This is a genomic window from Rhizobium sp. 01N424, assembly GCF_056399485.1.
Map to the genome: position 1 here is coordinate 29975 of NZ_JBFTRK010000009.1, position 17536 is coordinate 47510.

At 62.5% G+C, this 17536-nt stretch carries 20 protein-coding genes; 6 read left to right on the forward strand and 14 right to left on the reverse strand.

Annotation, left to right across the window (positions count from 1 at the left end; all coding sequences use genetic code 11):
• Positions 1-3: 3 nt before the first annotated feature.
• The 3 genes from AC1DNK_RS21025 to AC1DNK_RS21035 form a co-directional block, all read right to left on the reverse strand.
• The gene (locus AC1DNK_RS21025) at positions 4-1167 is read right to left on the reverse strand and encodes an acyltransferase family protein (protein WP_477943167.1); all 1164 of its coding nucleotides are present in this window, start codon (positions 1165-1167) and stop codon (positions 4-6) included.
• Positions 1168-1355: 188 nt separating this feature from the next.
• Positions 1356-2222: a hypothetical protein gene (locus tag AC1DNK_RS21030; protein ID WP_477943168.1), complete on the reverse strand. Its 867-nt coding sequence runs from the start codon at positions 2220-2222 to the stop codon at positions 1356-1358.
• Positions 2183-3547 carry an MFS transporter gene (locus tag AC1DNK_RS21035; RefSeq protein WP_477943169.1) on the reverse strand — a complete coding sequence of 455 codons (1365 nt, stop codon included), beginning with the start codon at positions 3545-3547 and terminating at the stop codon, positions 2183-2185. Before AC1DNK_RS21035 ends, AC1DNK_RS21030 begins: the two co-directional genes overlap by 40 nt.
• A gap of 199 nt (positions 3548-3746) precedes the next feature.
• Between AC1DNK_RS21035 and AC1DNK_RS21040 the strand changes: the two genes are divergently transcribed.
• The gene (locus AC1DNK_RS21040; RefSeq protein ID WP_477943355.1) at positions 3747-4154 is read left to right on the forward strand and encodes a VOC family protein; all 408 of its coding nucleotides are present in this window, start codon (positions 3747-3749) and stop codon (positions 4152-4154) included.
• Positions 4155-4158: 4 nt separating this feature from the next.
• On the opposite strand, the gene AC1DNK_RS21045 is transcribed toward AC1DNK_RS21040, so the two are convergent.
• The 3 genes from AC1DNK_RS21045 to AC1DNK_RS21055 form a co-directional block, all read right to left on the reverse strand.
• Positions 4159-4722, reverse strand: a complete 564-nt coding sequence (locus tag AC1DNK_RS21045) for a putative glycolipid-binding domain-containing protein (protein WP_477943170.1) — start codon at positions 4720-4722, stop codon at positions 4159-4161.
• 126 nt (positions 4723-4848) lie between these two features.
• On the reverse strand, positions 4849-6345 hold the full coding sequence (gene zwf, locus AC1DNK_RS21050; protein WP_477943171.1) for a glucose-6-phosphate dehydrogenase: 1497 nt from the start codon (positions 6343-6345) through the stop codon (positions 4849-4851).
• 98 nt (positions 6346-6443) lie between these two features.
• A complete protein-coding gene (locus tag AC1DNK_RS21055) occupies positions 6444-7088 on the reverse strand; it encodes an HD domain-containing protein (RefSeq protein WP_477943172.1) in 645 nt (214 codons plus the stop codon).
• 161 nt (positions 7089-7249) lie between these two features.
• Between AC1DNK_RS21055 and AC1DNK_RS21060 the strand changes: the two genes are divergently transcribed.
• Complete coding sequence (locus AC1DNK_RS21060; protein ID WP_477943173.1) at positions 7250-7723, forward strand: VOC family protein; 474 nt, start codon at positions 7250-7252, stop codon at positions 7721-7723.
• Between the two features lie 289 nt (positions 7724-8012).
• On the opposite strand, the gene AC1DNK_RS21065 is transcribed toward AC1DNK_RS21060, so the two are convergent.
• From AC1DNK_RS21065 to AC1DNK_RS21080, 4 genes are all read right to left on the reverse strand, one after another.
• A complete protein-coding gene (locus AC1DNK_RS21065) occupies positions 8013-8294 on the reverse strand; it encodes a hypothetical protein (protein WP_477943174.1) in 282 nt (93 codons plus the stop codon).
• A gap of 60 nt (positions 8295-8354) precedes the next feature.
• Positions 8355-9125 (reverse strand): trans-aconitate 2-methyltransferase, encoded by a 771-nt coding sequence (tam, locus tag AC1DNK_RS21070; protein WP_477943175.1) that lies wholly within the window; start codon positions 9123-9125, stop codon positions 8355-8357.
• Positions 9126-9284: 159 nt separating this feature from the next.
• Positions 9285-9734 (reverse strand): cupin domain-containing protein, encoded by a 450-nt coding sequence (locus AC1DNK_RS21075; RefSeq protein WP_477943176.1) that lies wholly within the window; start codon positions 9732-9734, stop codon positions 9285-9287.
• Positions 9735-9770: 36 nt separating this feature from the next.
• The gene (locus tag AC1DNK_RS21080) at positions 9771-10397 is read right to left on the reverse strand and encodes an isochorismatase family protein (protein WP_477943177.1); all 627 of its coding nucleotides are present in this window, start codon (positions 10395-10397) and stop codon (positions 9771-9773) included.
• A gap of 77 nt (positions 10398-10474) precedes the next feature.
• Here AC1DNK_RS21080 and AC1DNK_RS21085 point away from each other — a divergent pair, with 77 nt between their 5' ends.
• The gene (locus AC1DNK_RS21085; protein ID WP_477943178.1) at positions 10475-11359 is read left to right on the forward strand and encodes a LysR family transcriptional regulator; all 885 of its coding nucleotides are present in this window, start codon (positions 10475-10477) and stop codon (positions 11357-11359) included.
• Here AC1DNK_RS21085 and AC1DNK_RS21090 read toward each other — a convergent pair.
• Both AC1DNK_RS21090 and AC1DNK_RS21095 read right to left on the reverse strand, forming a co-directional pair.
• Positions 11356-12423 (reverse strand): patatin-like phospholipase family protein, encoded by a 1068-nt coding sequence (locus tag AC1DNK_RS21090; RefSeq protein WP_477943179.1) that lies wholly within the window; start codon positions 12421-12423, stop codon positions 11356-11358. The genes AC1DNK_RS21085 and AC1DNK_RS21090 overlap by 4 nt on opposite strands.
• Positions 12424-12550: 127 nt before the next feature.
• A complete protein-coding gene (locus AC1DNK_RS21095) occupies positions 12551-13591 on the reverse strand; it encodes a zinc-dependent alcohol dehydrogenase family protein (RefSeq protein ID WP_112537271.1) in 1041 nt (346 codons plus the stop codon).
• A 230-nt stretch (positions 13592-13821) separates the two neighbouring features.
• Here AC1DNK_RS21095 and AC1DNK_RS21100 point away from each other — a divergent pair, with 230 nt between their 5' ends.
• The gene (locus AC1DNK_RS21100) at positions 13822-14709 is read left to right on the forward strand and encodes a branched-chain amino acid aminotransferase (protein WP_477943180.1); all 888 of its coding nucleotides are present in this window, start codon (positions 13822-13824) and stop codon (positions 14707-14709) included.
• 28 nt (positions 14710-14737) lie between these two features.
• On the opposite strand, the gene AC1DNK_RS21105 is transcribed toward AC1DNK_RS21100, so the two are convergent.
• Positions 14738-15271, reverse strand: coding sequence for a GNAT family N-acetyltransferase (locus tag AC1DNK_RS21105; RefSeq protein ID WP_477943181.1), 534 nt, complete (start codon positions 15269-15271; stop codon positions 14738-14740).
• A gap of 70 nt (positions 15272-15341) precedes the next feature.
• The gene (locus tag AC1DNK_RS21110) at positions 15342-16568 is read right to left on the reverse strand and encodes an MFS transporter (protein ID WP_477943182.1); all 1227 of its coding nucleotides are present in this window, start codon (positions 16566-16568) and stop codon (positions 15342-15344) included.
• A 173-nt stretch (positions 16569-16741) separates the two neighbouring features.
• On the opposite strand from AC1DNK_RS21110, the gene AC1DNK_RS21115 reads away from it, so the two are divergent.
• Entirely contained in the window at positions 16742-17092 is a 351-nt protein-coding gene (locus AC1DNK_RS21115; protein ID WP_477943183.1) for a nuclear transport factor 2 family protein, read from the forward strand.
• Between the two features lie 223 nt (positions 17093-17315).
• Positions 17316-17462, forward strand: a complete 147-nt coding sequence (locus AC1DNK_RS21120) for a hypothetical protein (RefSeq protein WP_162698656.1) — start codon at positions 17316-17318, stop codon at positions 17460-17462.
• Positions 17463-17536: the final 74 nt, after the last annotated feature.

Here is a 17536-nt window from a genome sequence, read left to right on the forward strand (position 1 = left end):
GGGTCAATCCGCCGTGGCCCCCGATGGCGCTGTTTTCAGAGGCGGTTTTATCAAGGCTATCACCCTTGCGATAAGAGGCGAAAGGAAGGCCTTTATCAGCTTCTGCGCCTCGCCGATCAGTCCGCAGCCGAGTGTGCTCAAGAGGACCACCGGGACAAAGGATCGAATATCCAACGGGCCCATTTTCGAAATCTGATGGGCAACGATGATGATGACGGTCTGGTGGGCCACATAATAGGTCATCATCGATCTGTTCAGAAATGCGATCACGCGGTTGGGGCGGTTGGCGATCCTGCCGGCAAAGCCCAGCAATGCGATGATGGCGCACCATTGGAAGATCGATCTGGCAATCCGCACCAGGACGACGACGGCATCCGGCCAATCTTCCCGCGGAACGGCAACGACGGCTGCCGCGACGACCAGAAAAGAGATGATGGCAAGAGCGCCGCCAAGCCATCTCTGCCGGTCGACTTCACGCCAGAACGGCGACTCCTCCATCAGCAGCGAGCCAGCCATGAACATCGAGAAATAGACGAGATGTGCGTAGATGTCGGTGTGTATGGCCCGCGTCTCGCCGAAGATCGGGTACAGCCAGAGTCTCGAGGCGGAAAGCAGGATGATCGGGATCAGGAAGAGGTTTACGCCGCGGAGCGAATTTGCGAGTGCGGACGGGAGGTTTGGCCAGACCCTCTGAAGGTAAGGCCAAAGAAACGACCAGGCGAAGACGTAGATCCAGAGATAGGCCAGGAACCAGAGGTGCTCGAGCGTTAGCCCGGAGACCATGAAAGCTTTCCAGAACTCCCAATAGGAGAGGCCCGGAAAAGGATTGAACTCCGAAAGATATATCTGGGGCGGGACAACAAGAAGAACGCCGAACGTGAAGGGTAGCAGCAATTGCCGCGTTCGCGTCCCGCGGATGTCACTGACGGACCGGCTGCGCAGAAGCGACCGCGTGACAAGCCCCGAGATGAAGAAAAGCAGGCTCATCCGCCACGGATGAGAGGCGGCAGCAATAAGATCGACCAGCCGGCTGCCGTCGATGGAGTTGAGCAGCCATGTTCTCGTCCCATAGGCGAGACTCGTGTGATAGATGATCAGCGTGCCGAAACACAGGACGCGCAACGCGTCGAGATCGTGGCGCCGCCCGCCCGATTTGATGTCCGTCATGATTGTTTGCCCCAACCCAGGCAATGCAATCATAGGAATGTTTATTAGATCTTAATTTTTCTTCTCAGGTTGCATCGAGCGCCCGCAAATCGCAATTTTTTGCGGCAACCTGAGATATGTGCGCCGGAAATTCGGCTTCGCCGGGCATCCGAACTTCGCGATCGTTCTATAGGGCAGCCGTCACCGCTTTAGGTCGACCCGGACTTCCCGCTGACACCATCGGTGGATGGCGTAGCATTTCGCGCCGCTTCCTTGAAATATTGGGAAACCGTCAGACGTAGCGCCCTGGCATCGTCAGATGAAATTCCATGCGGTTCGTAGGTGACATCGGCCACGTCGCGTTTCGAAAAATAGCCGTAGAACATCAAGGCCGAGAGATAGCTGCCATAGATCGATGGATGGTTGCAGTCGTCGTAGAGGGTGAAAGGCTGAGGGCGGTTCTGCAGGTCTTCCCAGACGAGCCCGACGTTCACCAGATCGACCCCGGTCGATGCCGCAAGGCGGGCATGCTGTTCCTGAATATTGCGGTGCATGTTGGCATAGCCGGCAGGCGAAATCCCGGTTGCCGATTTCGGCATGCCTTCGTTGTCCTTGCACTGATCGGTATAGCGCCAGGTCACGAACATCGCAGGCCTGGACCCTTTGCCTTGCGCTTCCCGGATCAGATCGGCGGCGACATCCCAGGTGTCGCCGGCGCGCTCGGCGCTGTATTGATCGCTGCTCAGCACCTGCAACACGACATGGTCCCAGCGCTGCGCCAGCAAAGCCTGGGTATTCGGGTCGTCCATATGGGTCTTCAGACTGACGCCCGGCTCGGCATCCATGACGATCTCAAGCTTGTTGGGATAGCCCGCCGAGTCGGCGATCGAACGCACCATGTCAGGCATGTGGTGATAAAAGGTCCGGCTGTTGCCGATGAACAGCGCCGTCTCCTGCGGCCGCTTATCGAACACATCGGCGGCATCGCGCACATAGCCGCTGAATGGCGGCAGGAAGACCAGTGAGCCGAGTAAAATTACAAACAGGGTGCCTGCCCGAGCGAATTTAAACAACATGTGTCCTCATGGCGGTCGCGGTGCCCTATGAGGTAGCCATCGATATGTAAAGGATGGGTTGAATAAACCACGCGATTTTTAGGGCTGGGGGTTTTGGGGCGGCGGAAATGAGTCAGCGCCGGTTGGATCCATGGCGTAAGAGCCTTCCACCAGCCCAGCTGGCAATAACGGCCCCGCCCAGGATCGTTCCTGCCGCCGCGAAGAACACTGCCATCGCCGGGCATCATATCGGCCCAGAGACCGCCGAGCGCCATACCTGCCGCTCCGCCTGCTGTCAGCACAGCATTGAGGAGTGCCTGACCTTCCGATGTCCGGCCGGGCGGCAGTGCCTGATCGATCATCTGCTGCATGACGAGCAGACCGGGCGAGATGAAGATCCCGGCGAGCGCGAGAATGGGAAGAAGCAGAAACGGCGGGGAGGCCAGCCACAGGCTGAGGCCTGTAGCAGCCAGCCCAAGACCGAAGCCGGAAAGAGACGCGGCAAGCAGCCGATGACCGGCAAGGCGCCGCGCGCCGAAGAACAATCCGCCGCCGATGCTGCCGATGGCAACTGCCGCAAACATCAGGCCGAGCATCAGGCCATGGGTCGAGATCGCTTGGGCTGCGGAGGTCAGGGCAACATCCATCTGCCCAAAGCCGACAGACATGGCTGCTGCAACGAGTGCGATGAGCAGCACGCCGGGCTGCAGAACAACGGCCCGCGCCGCGCCTGCCGTCGGCGTATCGGGCTTCTCGCCGCTGGCTTGGCCCGCTGGAGAGAAGGAATAGCCAACCCCGCCTGCCGCGAGCAGGATGCAGGTGGCAATGACGGGAAGCGCCGGGCCACCGCCATATAGGCCCGCGACGACCAAGGGCCCGAGCACGAAAAGCGTCTCCACGGCCACTGCATCGAGGGCATAGGCAGGTGCCAGCAGCCCCGAGCTTTCCGGCACCAGCTGCCGCCAGGCAACGCGCATTGCTGGCGTTATCGGCGGGAAAAACAGGCCAACGCCGAGCGCCAATCCGGCGATAATAGGAAGCCCCCATTCCATCTGCGTGCCGGTCAACGCCAGGGCAAGAAATGCCGCCGATATCACGGATGTCCCGCCGATGATCGGCCGGTGCGAACCTCTATCGAGCGCGCGGCCCCAGAACGGCACGGACGAGGCGCTGCCGAGCGCGAAAGCTCCGGAGACGGCGCCGCCATGGGCGTAGGAGCCGGTTGCCGCCTCGACGAGGATCAGCAGGCTGAGCGGAACCATGGCGATCGGCAACCGGGCGATGAAAGCCGCGATATAGGACCAGCGGGCGGCGGATATCGTGAGGATGGCAAGATATGCGTTCACGGCTCAGGCCACGCCGGTGGTTTCGCATCAACTGTCATCCTGCTCACAAATCCGTCCCCCAGAATCGGTGCGTCGCCACCTATACAAACCGCGCCGGAACGAAATGGCAACACTTCTGCTGGTAGGCTGGGCCGTTGGCGGCACGCAAGTGGGCAGGATCGAATGGCGGACATCGCTTCGCCGAAAGGGTTTAAGGGCAATGTTCAATCGCGTGATAATCTATGCGGCCGATATCGAGGCAACCGCCAGCTTTTACGAAACGCACTTTCAGTTCACCGTTCGCAGGCTTGAAGGTGACAGGCTCGTCGAGCTCACTCCGAACTCGGGTGGTGGGTCGATCTTGCTTCATCCCGCGGCCAAGGGGCAGCGGCGCGGGCAGTCCATCGTAAAGCTGGTGTTCGATGTGCGGGATGTCAGCGCGTTTTGCGGCGAATGCGTAGCGAAAGGGTTGACGTTCGGTCCCGTTCACGTCGCCGACGGCTATGAATTTGCCAATGCCAAAGATCCCTGCGGCAACTCGATTTCAGTATCCAGCCGGGCATACCGCTCACCTTTGCCGGATGCCTCTAGTTCGCTTATCCGCAAAGGGCTGAAACCGGAGCGTTGACGCTTCACTCCGGGGGCGTCACCCTCTCAAACAAGTGCTCATACATCACCACCAGCCCCCGCTCATCCACCCGGAGATCCGCCTCGAAGCCGATCGAGTTACCAAGATCGACATAGCGAACCCGCCCAGGCCCCTGTCTGTCATAGCGCTGCTTGGAGCGGTGCACCATCATCGCCGGGCCGTCGATGAAGGCGGTGTCGAGGGTCACGCTGGCGCCTGAGGTTTCCGGGGTGCGGCGGATCGGGAAGGTGTTGCAGAAGGGGGTGACGGAGAGGTCGGGTTCGTCGGCGCCGTCGAGATCGGGGCGGCGCAGGCCGTCCACCGTCCAGCCGCCGGGCACGCGCTCCAGCGTCAGCCTCCGGTGGTCGCGGCCGTTCCAGCGCTCGACGGCCACCGATTGCGCGCTCCAGCTGGCGTCGAGCCGCCAGTGATGGTCGAGCCGGAAGCCGCCGTCTTCGAGACAGAGGACCGTCGACGATGCCGTGACGCTTTCGGCGCCGATCGAGAGGGTGAGCCGCTCGAAACCTTCGATATCGGTACGGCGCCAGAACAGGACGGATTTTTCCATGCGAGAGCCTCCCTTATGCGCGTGGATGCGCCTTGCGGAGATCGTGCAGAGGGGGCGTCAGCCGAACTCCCGGCCCTGTGGCCGGGCACAACCTAGCATTTTTACGGCCGCCGTTGAACCATCCGGTTATGAAGGCTTCGGCAGACCGCCGATCTGGTGCCACTGCCTGTTGTCGCGCTCGATGAGCTCGTCGGCGCAGGCGGGCCCCATCGTTCCCGGCGCGTAAGGTTCCGGCTCTCCCTCCTTGGCCCAGAGGTCGAGGAAGGGCTGGACGGCCGCCCATCCGGCCTCGATGCCGTCGGCGCGCTGGAACAGCGTCTGGTCGCCGATCATCAGGTCGTAGATCAGCGATTCATAGCCGGTCATCTTGCCGATATCGAACTTGTCGGCGTAGCGGAAATCGAGCGAGACGGGCACGGTATCGACCGAAAGGCCAGGCGACTTGATGGAGATTTCCATGCTCATGCCCTCGTCCGGCTGCACCTGGATCACCAGCCGGTTCGGCCGCAGGCGGCGCGTCACGTCGGTCTCGCGGAACTGCGCGAAGGGAACCGGCTGGAAGGTGACGACGATCTCGGTATCGCGCGCCGTCATCGCCTTGCCGGTCCGGAGATAGAAGGGCACGCCCGCCCAGCGCCAGGTATCGGCATAGAGCTTCAGCGCCACGAAGGTCTCGGTCTTGCTATCAGGCCCCACCTGCGGCGTGTCGTGATAGGCGGTGATATCGGCACCGTCGAGCTTGCCCGCGGTATAGACGCCGCGCACGCCATGGGTCTTGGCTTCCTCGGGCGTATAGACCCGCAGCGCCTTCAGAACCTTGCTCTTTTCGTTGCGGATCGCCTCGGCATCAAAGCTGTTCGGTGGCTCCATGGCAATCATCGCGAGCAGCTGGAAGAGATGGTTCGGCACCATGTCGCGCAGCGCGCCCGTCGCGTCGTAGAAGGCGCCGCGGCTGCCGACATCGACGATCTCGGCGGCGGTGATCTGCACGTTGTCGATATAGCGGTTGTTCCACAGCGCCTCGATCATCATGTTGGCAAAGCGCGCCGTCATCAGGTTCTGCACCGTTTCCTTGCCGAGGAAATGGTCGAGCCGGTAAACCTGGTTTTCCGAGACCTTGGCAAGGATCTGCGCATTCAGTGCCTTGGCCGAGGCAAGGTCGGTGCCGAAGGGCTTTTCGATGGCGATGCGCCGGAAGCTGTTGTCGCCTTCCGTGGTCAGCTTGTTGGCGGCGAGACGCTCGACGATTTCGCCGAAAAAGCGCGGCGGCACAGCGAGGTAGAAGGCAGCGTTGCCGTCGAGCCGCTTGCCGATTTCGCCATAGATTTCGTCCTTGGTGAAATCGCCGGGCAGGTAGGAGATGCGGCTGCGCAGCTTCAGCCAGGCCTCGTCCTTCGACAGCGGCTGGTCGCCGCCGAGGCCGGAGAGAAATTCGTCCAGCTTGCCGCGCAGCATCTCGTCATCGCCGGGATCGATGCCGATGCCGAGAATATGAAGATCGTCGCCGACAAGGCGGCTGCGCGTCAGGTTGATGATCGCCGGGATGAGCAGACGCCGCGTCAGGTCGCCCGTGGCGCCGAAGATCACAAGCGTGGCGGGCGGGGTGGGCACGGCATCGGTCATGGCGGTCTCGCTCCTTGCGTATGGCAGCGAATATAAGCGAGGGGGCGCAGGGAGCAAGCGGGACGGCGTGACGCAGAGTGCGCCAGCCGCCCGGCATGTCAGGTGTCCTGCGGCGCCGGCGCCAGGATGCCCTGCTCGACAGCCAGCGTGATCAGCCGCGCGCTGAGTTCGCCCAGCGTATCGGATGCCACGCCGATCGGCAGCATGCGCCGTTCGACGCTTGCTGCCGTCACCCCGGCCGAACCCCAGGTGCCGCCCTCGGTGAAGAAATTGTGCAGCAGCGGCTGCAGGCGGTCCATGGCATTGGCAAAGCGCGATTCTGCCGAGATCTTCGCCTCGAATTCGTCCCAGAGCGCCCGGAATTCCTGCGCCTGATCCTCAGGCAGCAGCGCAAAAATCCGCTCGGCTGCCTTCAGCTCCCGCTCCGCCTGGCTGGCGGCAAGCACGGTGTCATAGGCAAAGGTATCGCCTGCATCGATCTCGACGATATCGTGGATCAGCAGCATCTTCAGGACGCGCAGAAGCTCGACTTTCTCCCGCGAATGCTCCGAAAGCACCATGGCCATCAGCGCCAGCTGCCAGGTGTGCTCGGCATCGTTCTCGACCCGCGAACGGTCGAGCAGTGGTGTCCTGCGCAGCACCGTCTTCAGCTTCTCGACCTCGAGAATGAAGGCCAGCTGCTCCATCAGACGGCGATTGCCGAGAAAGCCTTCGAGATAATCGGCGGTGATCTGTTGGCGCATGTCAAACTCCTCATGCTGCGTGACGGCAAGGCGGGCGGGTCAGGCCGCCGGTGGCGTAGCATCGAACCCCGCCAAGCGCCATATCGCGATGTCAGGACTGGAGAAATCCACCGCGCTCCTTATGTCATTCCCGACGGCAACAAGCGGGGAGGAAACGCAACATGGCCAAGAACACCATCTGCCTCTGGTATAACGGGGATGCTGAGGAAGCCGCAGGCTTCTACGCCTCGACCTTTCCCGACAGCGCCGTGACCGCTGTCGTCCGGGCGCCGGGCGATTATCCCGATGGCAAGCAGGGCGATGTGCTGGTGGTCGAATTCACCGTTGCAGGCGTCGCCTGCATCGGCCTCAACGGCGGCCCGGCCTTCCCGCAGAGCGAAGCCTTTTCCTTCCAGATCGCGACTGAAACCCAGGAAGAAACCGACCGCTACTGGAACGCCATCGTCGGCAATGGCGGCAAGGAAAGCGAATGCGGCTGGTGCAAGGACAAATGGGGCCTCTCCTGGCAGATCACCCCACGCGTCTTGAGCGAGGCCCTGAAAGCCTCTCCCGCCGAAGCAAAACGCGCCTTCGACGCGATGATGACGATGCGGAAGATCGATATCGCGAAGATCGAGGCAGCAAGGCGGGGGTGAGGGGGCCTATTCGCCCGTCAGAGGCGGCCATTGCCTGGCAGTATGGACCCAGCGCAAGGATCCACACACTGTCCCGCGAGACTTCGTAGACGATACGGTAGCTCCGATGAGGAATGAGTTCCGCGTCCCTTCGACAAGGCCGGGTTTTCCGGAGTGCGGGAAGCCCTCGAGCCGCGCGATCGCCTCGGCGAACCGCTCATCGATGGCGACGGCGGCGTCCATATTGTCGGCGGCGAGATGCTGGAAAATCCTCAGGCGATCGAGTTCCGCCTGGGCATCCAAAGGATTTTCATCGCCCGGCTTTTTGAACGGCCTTGCGTATGTCTTCGAAGACGGCGTCAACTTCGGTGGACGGCCGTCCCTGGCCGGCCGTTACGGATTTCCGTGCGGCTTCGACCTTCCTCTTCACGAAATCGGCGTAGCCGGCTTCCTCGCTCTGCTGGTCGACGAAGTCGCGCACCAGCGCCGCGATCAGCTCTTCCGGCTCTCGCCGGGCCGACTTTGCGGCATGCAGAAATGCATCGGAAAGATCCGTATCCAGCTCGAATTGAAATACGTTGCGCTTCGCCATCGACGTGTCCTGCCGGCTGGTTCCGAGTATAGACGAGACCAGCCGCCGGGCAAGCAGCCGTTAGCCCTTCACCGCCACCATGAAAATCCGCGGGAAGCGCAGCAGCACGCGGCCGTCGGCCATTTTCGGATGGGCCTTTTCGATGCGTTCCAGGTAATCGGCCAGAAACGCCTCGCGGTTCTCTTCGCCGGCCTGGGCGAGATAGGGCATCAGTCCGGTGCCCTTCAGCCATTCGACGATCGCAGCCGCATCCGCCATCGGGTGGTTGTAGATCGTGTGCCAGATATCAACGCGAGCAGCCTTGGCAGAAAGCCGGCTATAATAGGTCGAAGCCGGCGGCAGCGGCTTGCGGCGCACGCTCTTCTTCTCGAAGTTAGTCTTCCACGGCCCGGCATGGGCGGATTCTTCCATTGCCAGATGCGTCGGCTCGGAGAGATTGTCGGGCATCTGTACGGCCAGCACGCCGCCCGGCGCCAATCCGTCCATCAGCCGGTCGAAGATGTCGAGATGATCTGGCAGCCACTGGAAAACGGCATTGGCAAACAGAAGATCGGTCTCGCCCGAAGGCTGCCAGGTGGACAGATCGGCCTTTTCGAAGCGCGTCTGCGGCAGGCGCTTGCGGGCTGCTTCCAGCATGTTGTCGTCGCTGTCGAGGCCGGAGACGTTGTTCACACCATAACGATCGACGATCAGTTCGGTGGAATTGCCGGGTCCGCAGCCGAGGTCGATGGCGTTTTTGACGGATGCCAGCGGCACCTGCGCCAGGAGATCGCGCGCCGGGCGCGTCCGTTCATCCTCGAATTTGACGTATTGGCTGGCAGACCATGCCATGGCGGAACCTCCTGCTGATATGTGCTGTGCGCGGAGCGCCGATCAGTGCGCCGCGGGCCATCTCTATCAGCAATCCGGAGCCGCTTATACGCGCGCTGCGATGACAAACCGGTGAACATCAGTCAAAAAGGCGCCCGTTACAGGCGCCTTTCGAGATGCTCAGGCAGCCCGGATCCGCGTGCTTCCGCTATTGGCTGCAGCGCCCATCCGCTGTGCTGCCACCGGCGAGCCGGAGGATTCCGCCCGAGCCGCAAGCTGACTTGCCGCATCGCTGTCGATGATCGCCGAAAACGCCGCTGCCGTGGCCCCGTCGTTGCAATAGCCATGCGCCTGGCCGGCCGAAATATGCAGGATGTCGCCTGCAGAAACCACGATCTCCTCGCGGCCCTGATCCGTCATCCGCCAGACCGCCAACCGGCCCTCGATGATGCGCAGCACCTGTTCGCTGCCGATCGTCTGCGCGGTGCCGGAAACACCGGCGGGCACGCTGACATCGACGATGCTCAGCCATGCGCCCTGCAGGCGCACCGTGCGCTCGATGCGCTCGGCAGCAACGAAAAACACCTTGGAGCCCGTCTGGGCAAAGGTTTTGACACTGGAGTTGGACATTAACGTCCCTTTCATTCTTTTTCTTGCGGCAGCCCGTTAGACCTTCGCAGCCGGTTTGGCAACCTCCGAGATGTCGCGGACAACAGTCGCGAAGCGATCGGCGATCTCTGCCAGCGCTGTGCGCTGAACCGTGTCGGCCGGGATGACGCCGCCCAGCGGATCCGGCAGATCGCGGGTCGCCGTGGCCGATGCGACGACGGCCGCCTGCAGCCCGAGGTCGAGGGCAGCCCGTGCGGTGGCCCCGATGCACATATGCGTCATGAAGCCCACGAGGATCAGCTCCGTTCGGCCGGTATCCGCAGCAATCGCGGCCAGGGTCGCCTGGAGTTCGGTTCCGGCAAAGGCGTTGGGCAGCGTCTTCGAAATGATCGGCTCGCCATAGGCAGGCGTCAGCGCAGGCATGATACCGGCGCCATGCGAACCGGCCGCAAACAGCCAGCTATCGGCTCCTGACAGGTGGATGACATGGACGACCGGAACACCGTCAGCGCGGGCCTTGTCAAGCAGACTCTGGATTTCCTTGGCGGCCCCGGCGACGCCTGAAAGTGGCAGGCTGCCGTCTGCATAGTCATTTTGCGCGTCGATGATGACGAGAACCGCTTTCGTCCAGTCGGCGGCTTTCGCGGTGACGCCGGAGCGCTGAAGAAGGGTGAAGGGAGCCATGCATTCATCTCCTGTTTTACAGATGGAGAATGATGTAACGCCTTCCAGTCTGATCGGATATTCGCTAATTATTCGCAATGACTGAGCAAAAACGCACAGATATCGATTGGGAAGATCTCCGCTTCTTCGCAGCGCTCGCCAGGCATCGCAGCCTGTCGGCGGCGGCCCGTGCGCTGAGAGTCAACCATGCCACCGTTGCGCGCCGGATATCCTCGCTCGAGTTGAGCCTCGGCGCGCAGCTCTTCGAGCGCCGCCCCGATGGATATGTGCTGACGGTGCAGGGGCAATCGATATCGGCGGAGGCTGCGGCGATGGCGTCGGCGGCCTCTGCGATCCGTGACCGCGTCGTCTCGCCGGAGGGGCCGGGCGGACGCGTGCGGCTGACGACCATCCGTTCGGTTGCCGATCTGCTTCTCGCGCCACATCTCGGCCAGATCCTTGCTGGACTTCCGGGCATCGAGCTCGAGATCCTGACGGATGTCCGTATCCACAGCCTTGCACATCGCGAGGCCGATATCGCGTTGCGTCTCGGCCGGCCGAAGGACAGCGACCTGACCGGCAAGCGCGTTGCCACCATCACGCACGGCTTCTACGCCAGTGCGGCGATGGCTGCCCGCTGGCGGGCAGGCGAGGCCGTGCCCTTGATTGGCTTCGATCTCGACAGCGAGCAGCTGATCGCCGAGGCGCGTTGGCTCGAAACGCACTATGCGCATCATTCCTATTCGGTGCGCTCCGGCAGCACCATCACCCAGGCGGTTGCCGCCGCAAACGGCATGGGCGTCGTCATGCTGCAACGCTTTCAGGCGAGGCAATATCCATCGCTTGTCGAGATTGATTTCGGCGCTGTCATGCCGGGCCGCGAGCTCTGGATGCTGGCGCCATCGGGCCTTATGGGAGTGCCAAGGGTCAGCGCCATCTGGGAGCGTCTAGCCATCCTGTTTGCGGGCCTTGGCGATCTCTAGCGCGTCTTCTCCGCCTTGATCCGCTTAACGACCGCATCCAGCACCGCGCTGTTGCCGGTGATGAACCGCTCGGCCACCACCTTCAGCTGCTCGATATTCGTCGTGCTGGCATCGTCCAGATCGTCGTTCGCACCTTGAAGCGCGCCGTCGATGCGGAAATAGGCAAGGGTCTCGGGCTTGGCAAAGCTCATGTCGGTCGAGCCTTCGGCATTCAGCCTGGCGCCCTTGGGGTTCAGCAGCTTGTTCGCCTGATAGGCCGCCGTGCTTGCCTGCCCCTGCATCAGCACCGAGATGAGCGGCGTGCCGTTCTGCGGGTTGATCCAGCCGAAGGCACCCCAGTTCTTGGCCTGCTGATAGGGGATCTTGCGGTTCTGCCGCCCGGTGCCGAGCGACAGCACGACGAAGCTGTCATCCGCCGCCTGCCAGAGTTTTCGCGCTTCGACATAGGCCGCCAGCACCGGATCGTTGGCAAACACGCCGCCATCGATCAGCGGGATCTTTCTTTGCGCGTCGCCGGCCGGCTTGCCGAGGTTCTCGACCAGCGCCGGCTCGAAATAGGTGGGTGCGGCAGAGGAGCCGCGCGCCGCTTCCCAGAAACGGAACTTGGCGTTCTCCATATCGCAATTGGTCATGAACACGGCTTCGCGCTGGTGAATGTCGTAGCCGGTGATCAGCACCTTCGTCAGCCCGTCGGCAATCAGCGTGTTGGCGCCGAGACGGGCCTGCAGCTTCTCCTCCAGCGCCGTCGCATCGTAGCGCTCCTCCTGCCATCCGCCGATATTGAGAATGCGGGCGATGATCTTGGAATAGAAGATATCCTGGCCTTCGTCGGCATAGAGCTTGACGAGATCGGCAGGCGTGCAGGCGGCGATCTTCTTGTTCTTGGGGTTCGGGCAGGTCAGCCCGGCGGCGATGATGGCGCCGGTCGAGGTGCCGCCGATCAGGTCGAAGGCCTCGTGCATGGCCAGGTCCTTCAGGCGCTTGGCAAGCTCGGCGATCACAAGTGCAGGAATGAGGCCGCGGATGCCGCCGCCATCGATCGATAGAATAAAACGAACCGTCATGTTCCCCTCCGCTCCGAAATCATTCCGGGCGGAAGGGATTATGCTTCATGTATTATAAATTGCAACTCGACTAAATACACCAATAAATAGTTAACGATTGCGCTTCGACTGTGCCGTTGCGGCACGCCTAGAATTGCGTGATCACGCTGATACCGAGCCCCTCGGATCGTTCCATCGCGGTAAGGGCGGGCACGGCATCGGCCAGGCTGATCCGCTTGCCGATCAGCTTCTGCGGCGCGATCTTGCCGGCCGAAAGCATCGCTAGCATCGCGTCATAGCGCCAGGCCTGCATGCCGTGGCTGCCGTAGATCTCCAGCTCGTGGCCGATCACCTGCGCCATCGGGATTTGCGGCGTCGAATGATCGCCGAGCATCAGGCCGATCTGGACATGCCGACCGCGGCGCCGCAGGTTCTTGATCGAGTTGAAGCAGGTGACGGGATGGCCCAGCGCATCGATGGAGACATGCGCGCCGCCCTTGGTGATCTCGCGCACCGCCTCGGGCACGTCGCCCACCGTGGCCGCATTGACCGTCGCCACCGCGCCGCATTCGCGCGCAAAGGCGAGCTTCTCGTCCGAGATATCGATAGCGATCGGATTGGCGCCGAGGGCGGCGGCGATCATGATGGCCGAGAGCCCGACGCCGCCGCAGCCGTGGATGGCGATCCATTCGCCGGGTCCGGTGCGGGCCTGATCGGCCACGGCCCGGAACGAGGTGGCGAAGCGGCAGCCGAGGCTGGCGGCCGTCGCATCGTCGATCGTTTCAGGCAGATGCACGAGGTTGGTCTCGGCATAGTCGATCGCCACATATTCGGCGAACGAGCCCCAATGGGTGAAACCCGGCTGGAACTGGTTCGGGCAGACCTGCTGGTTGCCGGAATGGCACTCGCCGCAATGGCCGCAGCCCGAGACGAAGGGCACGGTCACCCGGTCGCCGACCTTGAAACGCATCACGCCCTTGCCTGTGGCGACGATCTTGCCGGCCAGCTCGTGGCCCGGCACATGCGGCAGGCGGATATCGGGGTCGTGCCCCATCCACCCATGCCAGTCGCTGCGGCAAAGCCCGGTGGCGCCGACGGCGATGACGACGCCGTCTTCCGAAGGCGAGGGATCGGCCACGGTGCGGATCTCCGGCAGCTTGCCGAAGGCGTCGTAATACATGGCTTTCATGGTGCTCTCCCGCGTTCGAATCCGGCCCTATGATGGCACGGCGCGCGCCTCGCTTTCCATCATTTTTGCTGATCGATCCATCGCATCGGCGTGAAGGGCGGAGACGGAATGTTGCGGCGGGGAAAGCGCATGCGCCATTTTCTTGCGTCCGCTTTTTGAGCGATAGTTTCTCCTTGACCCCGCCAGTTTGGAAGGATTTTGCTTCTGCAACTTGTTTGAGGAGAAGAAAAATGGCCGTCAACACAGCGCCCCGTTCCACCACCTGGACCTATGTCGATGGCGAGTGGCTGAGCGGCAATCCGCCGCTGATCGGCCCGACCTCGCATGCCATGTGGCTCGGCTCCACCGTCTTCGACGGCGCCCGCTGGTTTGATGGCATCGCGCCTGATCTCGACCAGCACTGCCAGCGCATCAACCGCTCGGCCGTCAACATGGGCCTGAAGCCGACCAAGACGCCTGAGGAAATCGAGGCGCTCGCCTGGGAAGGCATCAAGAAGTTCGACGGCAAGACGCCGATCTATATCAAGCCGATGTACTGGGCCGAGCATGGTGCGCCGTTCAGCGTCGTCACCGCCGATCCGGAATCGACCCGTTTCGTGCTCTGCCTCTTCGAAGCGCCGATGGGCGGCCATGGCGGCTCGTCGATCACCGTCTCGCCCTTCCGCCGCCCGACGCCGGAGACGGCGATGACCGAGGCCAAGGCTGGCTCGCTCTACCCGAATTCCGGCCGTGCCATCGCCGAAGCCCGCGCGCGCGGCTTCGACAACGCGCTGATGCGCGATACAAACGGCAATGTTGTCGAGACGGCTTCCTCGAACGTCTTCATGGTGAAGGATGGCGTGGTGTTCACCCCGGTCGCTAACCGCACCTTCCTCGCCGGCATCACCCGCGCCCGCGTCATCGGCCTGCTCCGCCAGGCGGGTTTCGACGTCCGCGAGACCACGCTCTCGGTCGAAGACTTCATGGGTGCCGACGAGATCTTCACCTCCGGCAACTACTCGAAGGTGGTTGGCGTCGTCAGGCTCGATGGCCGCGATTTCCAGGAAGGCCCGGTCACGCGCAAGGCGCTGGAGCTGTATATGAACTGGGCCTATGGGCGCACGGCGAGCGGGGAGTAGCGCCCGCTCCACCCTCAACGGCGCGCCGTCACACCGTCAGCATCCGCGCACGCTCGTCCTGCGTGATTCCATAATCCTTGCAGGGCAGGCCGTCCGAAACCTCGTCACTCAGAAACGTCATCCCGAGCTTTTCGGCCACCTTGATTGATGCATCATTGCCCGCAAAGATGTTGGCGACGATGCGTGGCAGGTTCAGTGTCTCGAAGCCATGATCCAGCACCGGACGGGCAGCTTCCGTCGCGTAGCCCTGGCCCCAGGCATGGCGGTTCAGCCGCCAGCCGATCTCGATGTCGGGTCCGATCGTGTCGTAGGGGATCAGCATCACCCAGCCGAGAAACTGCTTCGGCGCGGTCTTGGCAAAGATCGACCAGTAGCCGAGACCTTCGCCGAAATCGCTTTCCATGCGGTTGATGACGAAGCGCCGGTGCGCGTCCTGATCGGCCCAGGGGCCGGGGATATAGCGCGTCACCTCGGGGTCGCGGTCCATCGCCATACAGTCATCAAGGTCGGCCAGCGTCCGCGGACGCAAAATGAGACGGTCGGTGACGAATATCTGCTGCAAGCGCTTCTCCCGTTGCATGCGGTTCCGTTCTGAAACGCAATCATAGCGCCGGGAGTTGCAAACGATAGTCTCAGTTTTCGTCTTTTGGCTTCACAATCCACGTGAAGACCGCACCGGCGGCAAGCAGGACACAGGTTCCCAGGAACACCGAAGGCATACCGATATGGCCGCCAACGAAACCGCCGAGCACCGGCCCCGCCACCTGGCCGACATATTGCGACGAGACCGAGAGGCCGAGAATGCTGCCCGCCGCGCTGTCGGGCACGCTGTGGCGGATCACCGCCGAGATGCAGGGCAGCAGCCCGCCGAGCGCGATCCCCATCAGGAAGCGCAGCACGATCAGCTGCCAGGCGCTGGTGACGAAGGCCTGCGGGATCAATAGAACCGCCGCGACCGCCAGCGCGCCCGCAATCACCGGCCAGTGGCCGATGCGGTCGGCGAGCTTTCCGAGCCGCGAGGCAGAGAGGATGCTGCCGAGCGCCGCTGCCGACATGACAACGCCTGCGATCATCGTCACGCTTGCCTGATCCGTGACGAGATCGGCGACATAGACGGTGATGATCGGCTCGATCGACATGTTGGCGAGCATCAGCAGCATGCCGGTCAAAAGCATGGCGATGACGGGGCCCTTATCCGGGATCGAGCGCCAGCCGCCACTGGCCTTGGCGGCCTGCTTGCGGGCGGGGGACTTTTCTTCCTTGATCAGAAAAGCGGTGCCGAGGAACGCCAGAAAGATGAAGGCACCGGCGGCCAGAAACGTGCCGCGGATGCCGATCAGCGGCGGCAGCGCCCCGCCGATCAGCGGACCGACGAGATTGCCGGCCATGATGCCTGACGAGAGCATACCGAGAGCCCAGGCAGAGCGGTCCTTCGGCGTCTGCGTCGCCACCAGCACCATCGAGCCGGAGGAATAGCCACCGGCCAGACCGACGAAGAGGCGGAGCGCAACCAGCTGCCAGACATCTCCTGCCATGCCCATCAGCGAAATGGCGATCGTCATGCCAAGGCTGGCGCGCACCAGCATCAGCTTGCGCCCATAGATATCGCCGAGCCTGCCCCAGAGCGGCGCGACGAACGCGGCGGCAAAGAAGGTCGCGCCATAGGCGATACCCGACCACTGAACGATCGCCGCATGATCGCGGACGCCGAGCTCCTCGACATAGAGCGGCAGGAAGGGAAGCAGCAGCGTCATCGCCACGATCGTCGTAAACGAGCCGATCAGCGAGACGGCGAGGTTGCGTTTCCAGTAAACGGACCCGGCCGCGGCGTCGGCTGCGTTCATCGGGGTGTCGGCCATATCAGGGGTTCTCTATGCGTCTTCGGGAGCCTTGGGGAGCGGGCAGCCTACGCCCGGCTGATCCCGGTGCCAAGGACGGATAGCGCCCGAACCGTCGGCTCATTTGCGGCTTTCACTGGTTTCCACTATAAACTGATTGCAAATCGCAATCGGAAAAGAGGAGGAGGTTTGCGATGAGTGTGACGGACGATCGAGAGCAGATGATCCGCGCCCTGTTCGCCGCCTATCTCAAAGGCCGCAAGGATATCGTCAGCGCAATGCTGTCGGATGATTTCACCTTCTCCAGCCCGCGCGACGATCATATCGGCCGCGCCGCCTATTTCGATCGCTGCTGGCCAAAGCGGCCTGCCTTCCGCGCCATCGAGATCGAGTACCTCACCGTCTCCGGCGACGAAGCCGCCATCCGCTATCGCGCCGTCAAAAACGACGGCTCCATCTTCCGCAACATGGAAAGCTTCCGCTTCAAGGGCGGGAAGATCGTCTCGGTCGATGTTTATTTCGGGCGTGAGGCCAATGATCGATGACGACGAATGCTGCGATCGCCGGCCGCTCTTCAGATCTTGCCTGGGGACAATTCACGGCTGGCAGGACCGGTTCCGAAAGCGCCGGGGCCGCCGTGCCATCCCCATCCTGTCCATTAACGGGAAAAACACGTGGGTTTAACCATGTTGCTTAGCCTTTGATTCATCCTCCCAGAGCAGTTTGCGGCCGGGGTGGCTGGGAACCAACCTCGAAGGATCGGAAGCTATGACCTATGCACTTGTGCTCTTCTCGGCCGTGACGGCGATCGTGGTGTCGATTTCGGCGATCGGCACGGCGCCGGCGCCAAACAGCAAGTGGCCGGAAATCCACCCGGAAAAGACCTCCAGACTGGTGCAGGCGCACCGGCCCTGATCCGCCACATTTTGCATGAACGGCGGGTTCATCGCCGGTTCAGGGCAGGGGGCTAAATCTCTCGCCTGGCTGGA

What these genes read in the sequence shown, in the direction of transcription:
- AC1DNK_RS21025 (WP_477943167.1), bottom strand. Translation starts at nt 1,167, where the DNA reads ATGACGGACATCAAATCGGGCGGGCGGCGCCACGATCTCGACGCGTTG.
- AC1DNK_RS21030 (WP_477943168.1), bottom strand. Translation starts at nt 2,222, where the DNA reads ATGTTGTTTAAATTCGCTCGGGCAGGCACCCTGTTTGTAATTTTACTC.
- AC1DNK_RS21040 (WP_477943355.1), top strand. Translation starts at nt 3,747, where the DNA reads ATGTTCAATCGCGTGATAATCTATGCGGCCGATATCGAGGCAACCGCC.
- AC1DNK_RS21045 (WP_477943170.1), bottom strand. Translation starts at nt 4,722, where the DNA reads ATGGAAAAATCCGTCCTGTTCTGGCGCCGTACCGATATCGAAGGTTTC.
- zwf (WP_477943171.1), bottom strand. Translation starts at nt 6,345, where the DNA reads ATGACCGATGCCGTGCCCACCCCGCCCGCCACGCTTGTGATCTTCGGC.
- AC1DNK_RS21055 (WP_477943172.1), bottom strand. Translation starts at nt 7,088, where the DNA reads ATGCGCCAACAGATCACCGCCGATTATCTCGAAGGCTTTCTCGGCAAT.
- AC1DNK_RS21060 (WP_477943173.1), top strand. Translation starts at nt 7,250, where the DNA reads ATGGCCAAGAACACCATCTGCCTCTGGTATAACGGGGATGCTGAGGAA.
- AC1DNK_RS21065 (WP_477943174.1), bottom strand. Translation starts at nt 8,294, where the DNA reads ATGGCGAAGCGCAACGTATTTCAATTCGAGCTGGATACGGATCTTTCC.
- tam (WP_477943175.1), bottom strand. Translation starts at nt 9,125, where the DNA reads ATGGCATGGTCTGCCAGCCAATACGTCAAATTCGAGGATGAACGGACG.
- AC1DNK_RS21075 (WP_477943176.1), bottom strand. Translation starts at nt 9,734, where the DNA reads ATGTCCAACTCCAGTGTCAAAACCTTTGCCCAGACGGGCTCCAAGGTG.
- AC1DNK_RS21080 (WP_477943177.1), bottom strand. Translation starts at nt 10,397, where the DNA reads ATGGCTCCCTTCACCCTTCTTCAGCGCTCCGGCGTCACCGCGAAAGCC.
- AC1DNK_RS21085 (WP_477943178.1), top strand. Translation starts at nt 10,475, where the DNA reads ATGACTGAGCAAAAACGCACAGATATCGATTGGGAAGATCTCCGCTTC.
- AC1DNK_RS21090 (WP_477943179.1), bottom strand. Translation starts at nt 12,423, where the DNA reads ATGACGGTTCGTTTTATTCTATCGATCGATGGCGGCGGCATCCGCGGC.
- AC1DNK_RS21095 (WP_112537271.1), bottom strand. Translation starts at nt 13,591, where the DNA reads ATGAAAGCCATGTATTACGACGCCTTCGGCAAGCTGCCGGAGATCCGC.
- AC1DNK_RS21100 (WP_477943180.1), top strand. Translation starts at nt 13,822, where the DNA reads ATGGCCGTCAACACAGCGCCCCGTTCCACCACCTGGACCTATGTCGAT.
- AC1DNK_RS21110 (WP_477943182.1), bottom strand. Translation starts at nt 16,568, where the DNA reads ATGGCCGACACCCCGATGAACGCAGCCGACGCCGCGGCCGGGTCCGTT.
- AC1DNK_RS21115 (WP_477943183.1), top strand. Translation starts at nt 16,742, where the DNA reads ATGAGTGTGACGGACGATCGAGAGCAGATGATCCGCGCCCTGTTCGCC.
- AC1DNK_RS21120 (WP_162698656.1), top strand. Translation starts at nt 17,316, where the DNA reads ATGACCTATGCACTTGTGCTCTTCTCGGCCGTGACGGCGATCGTGGTG.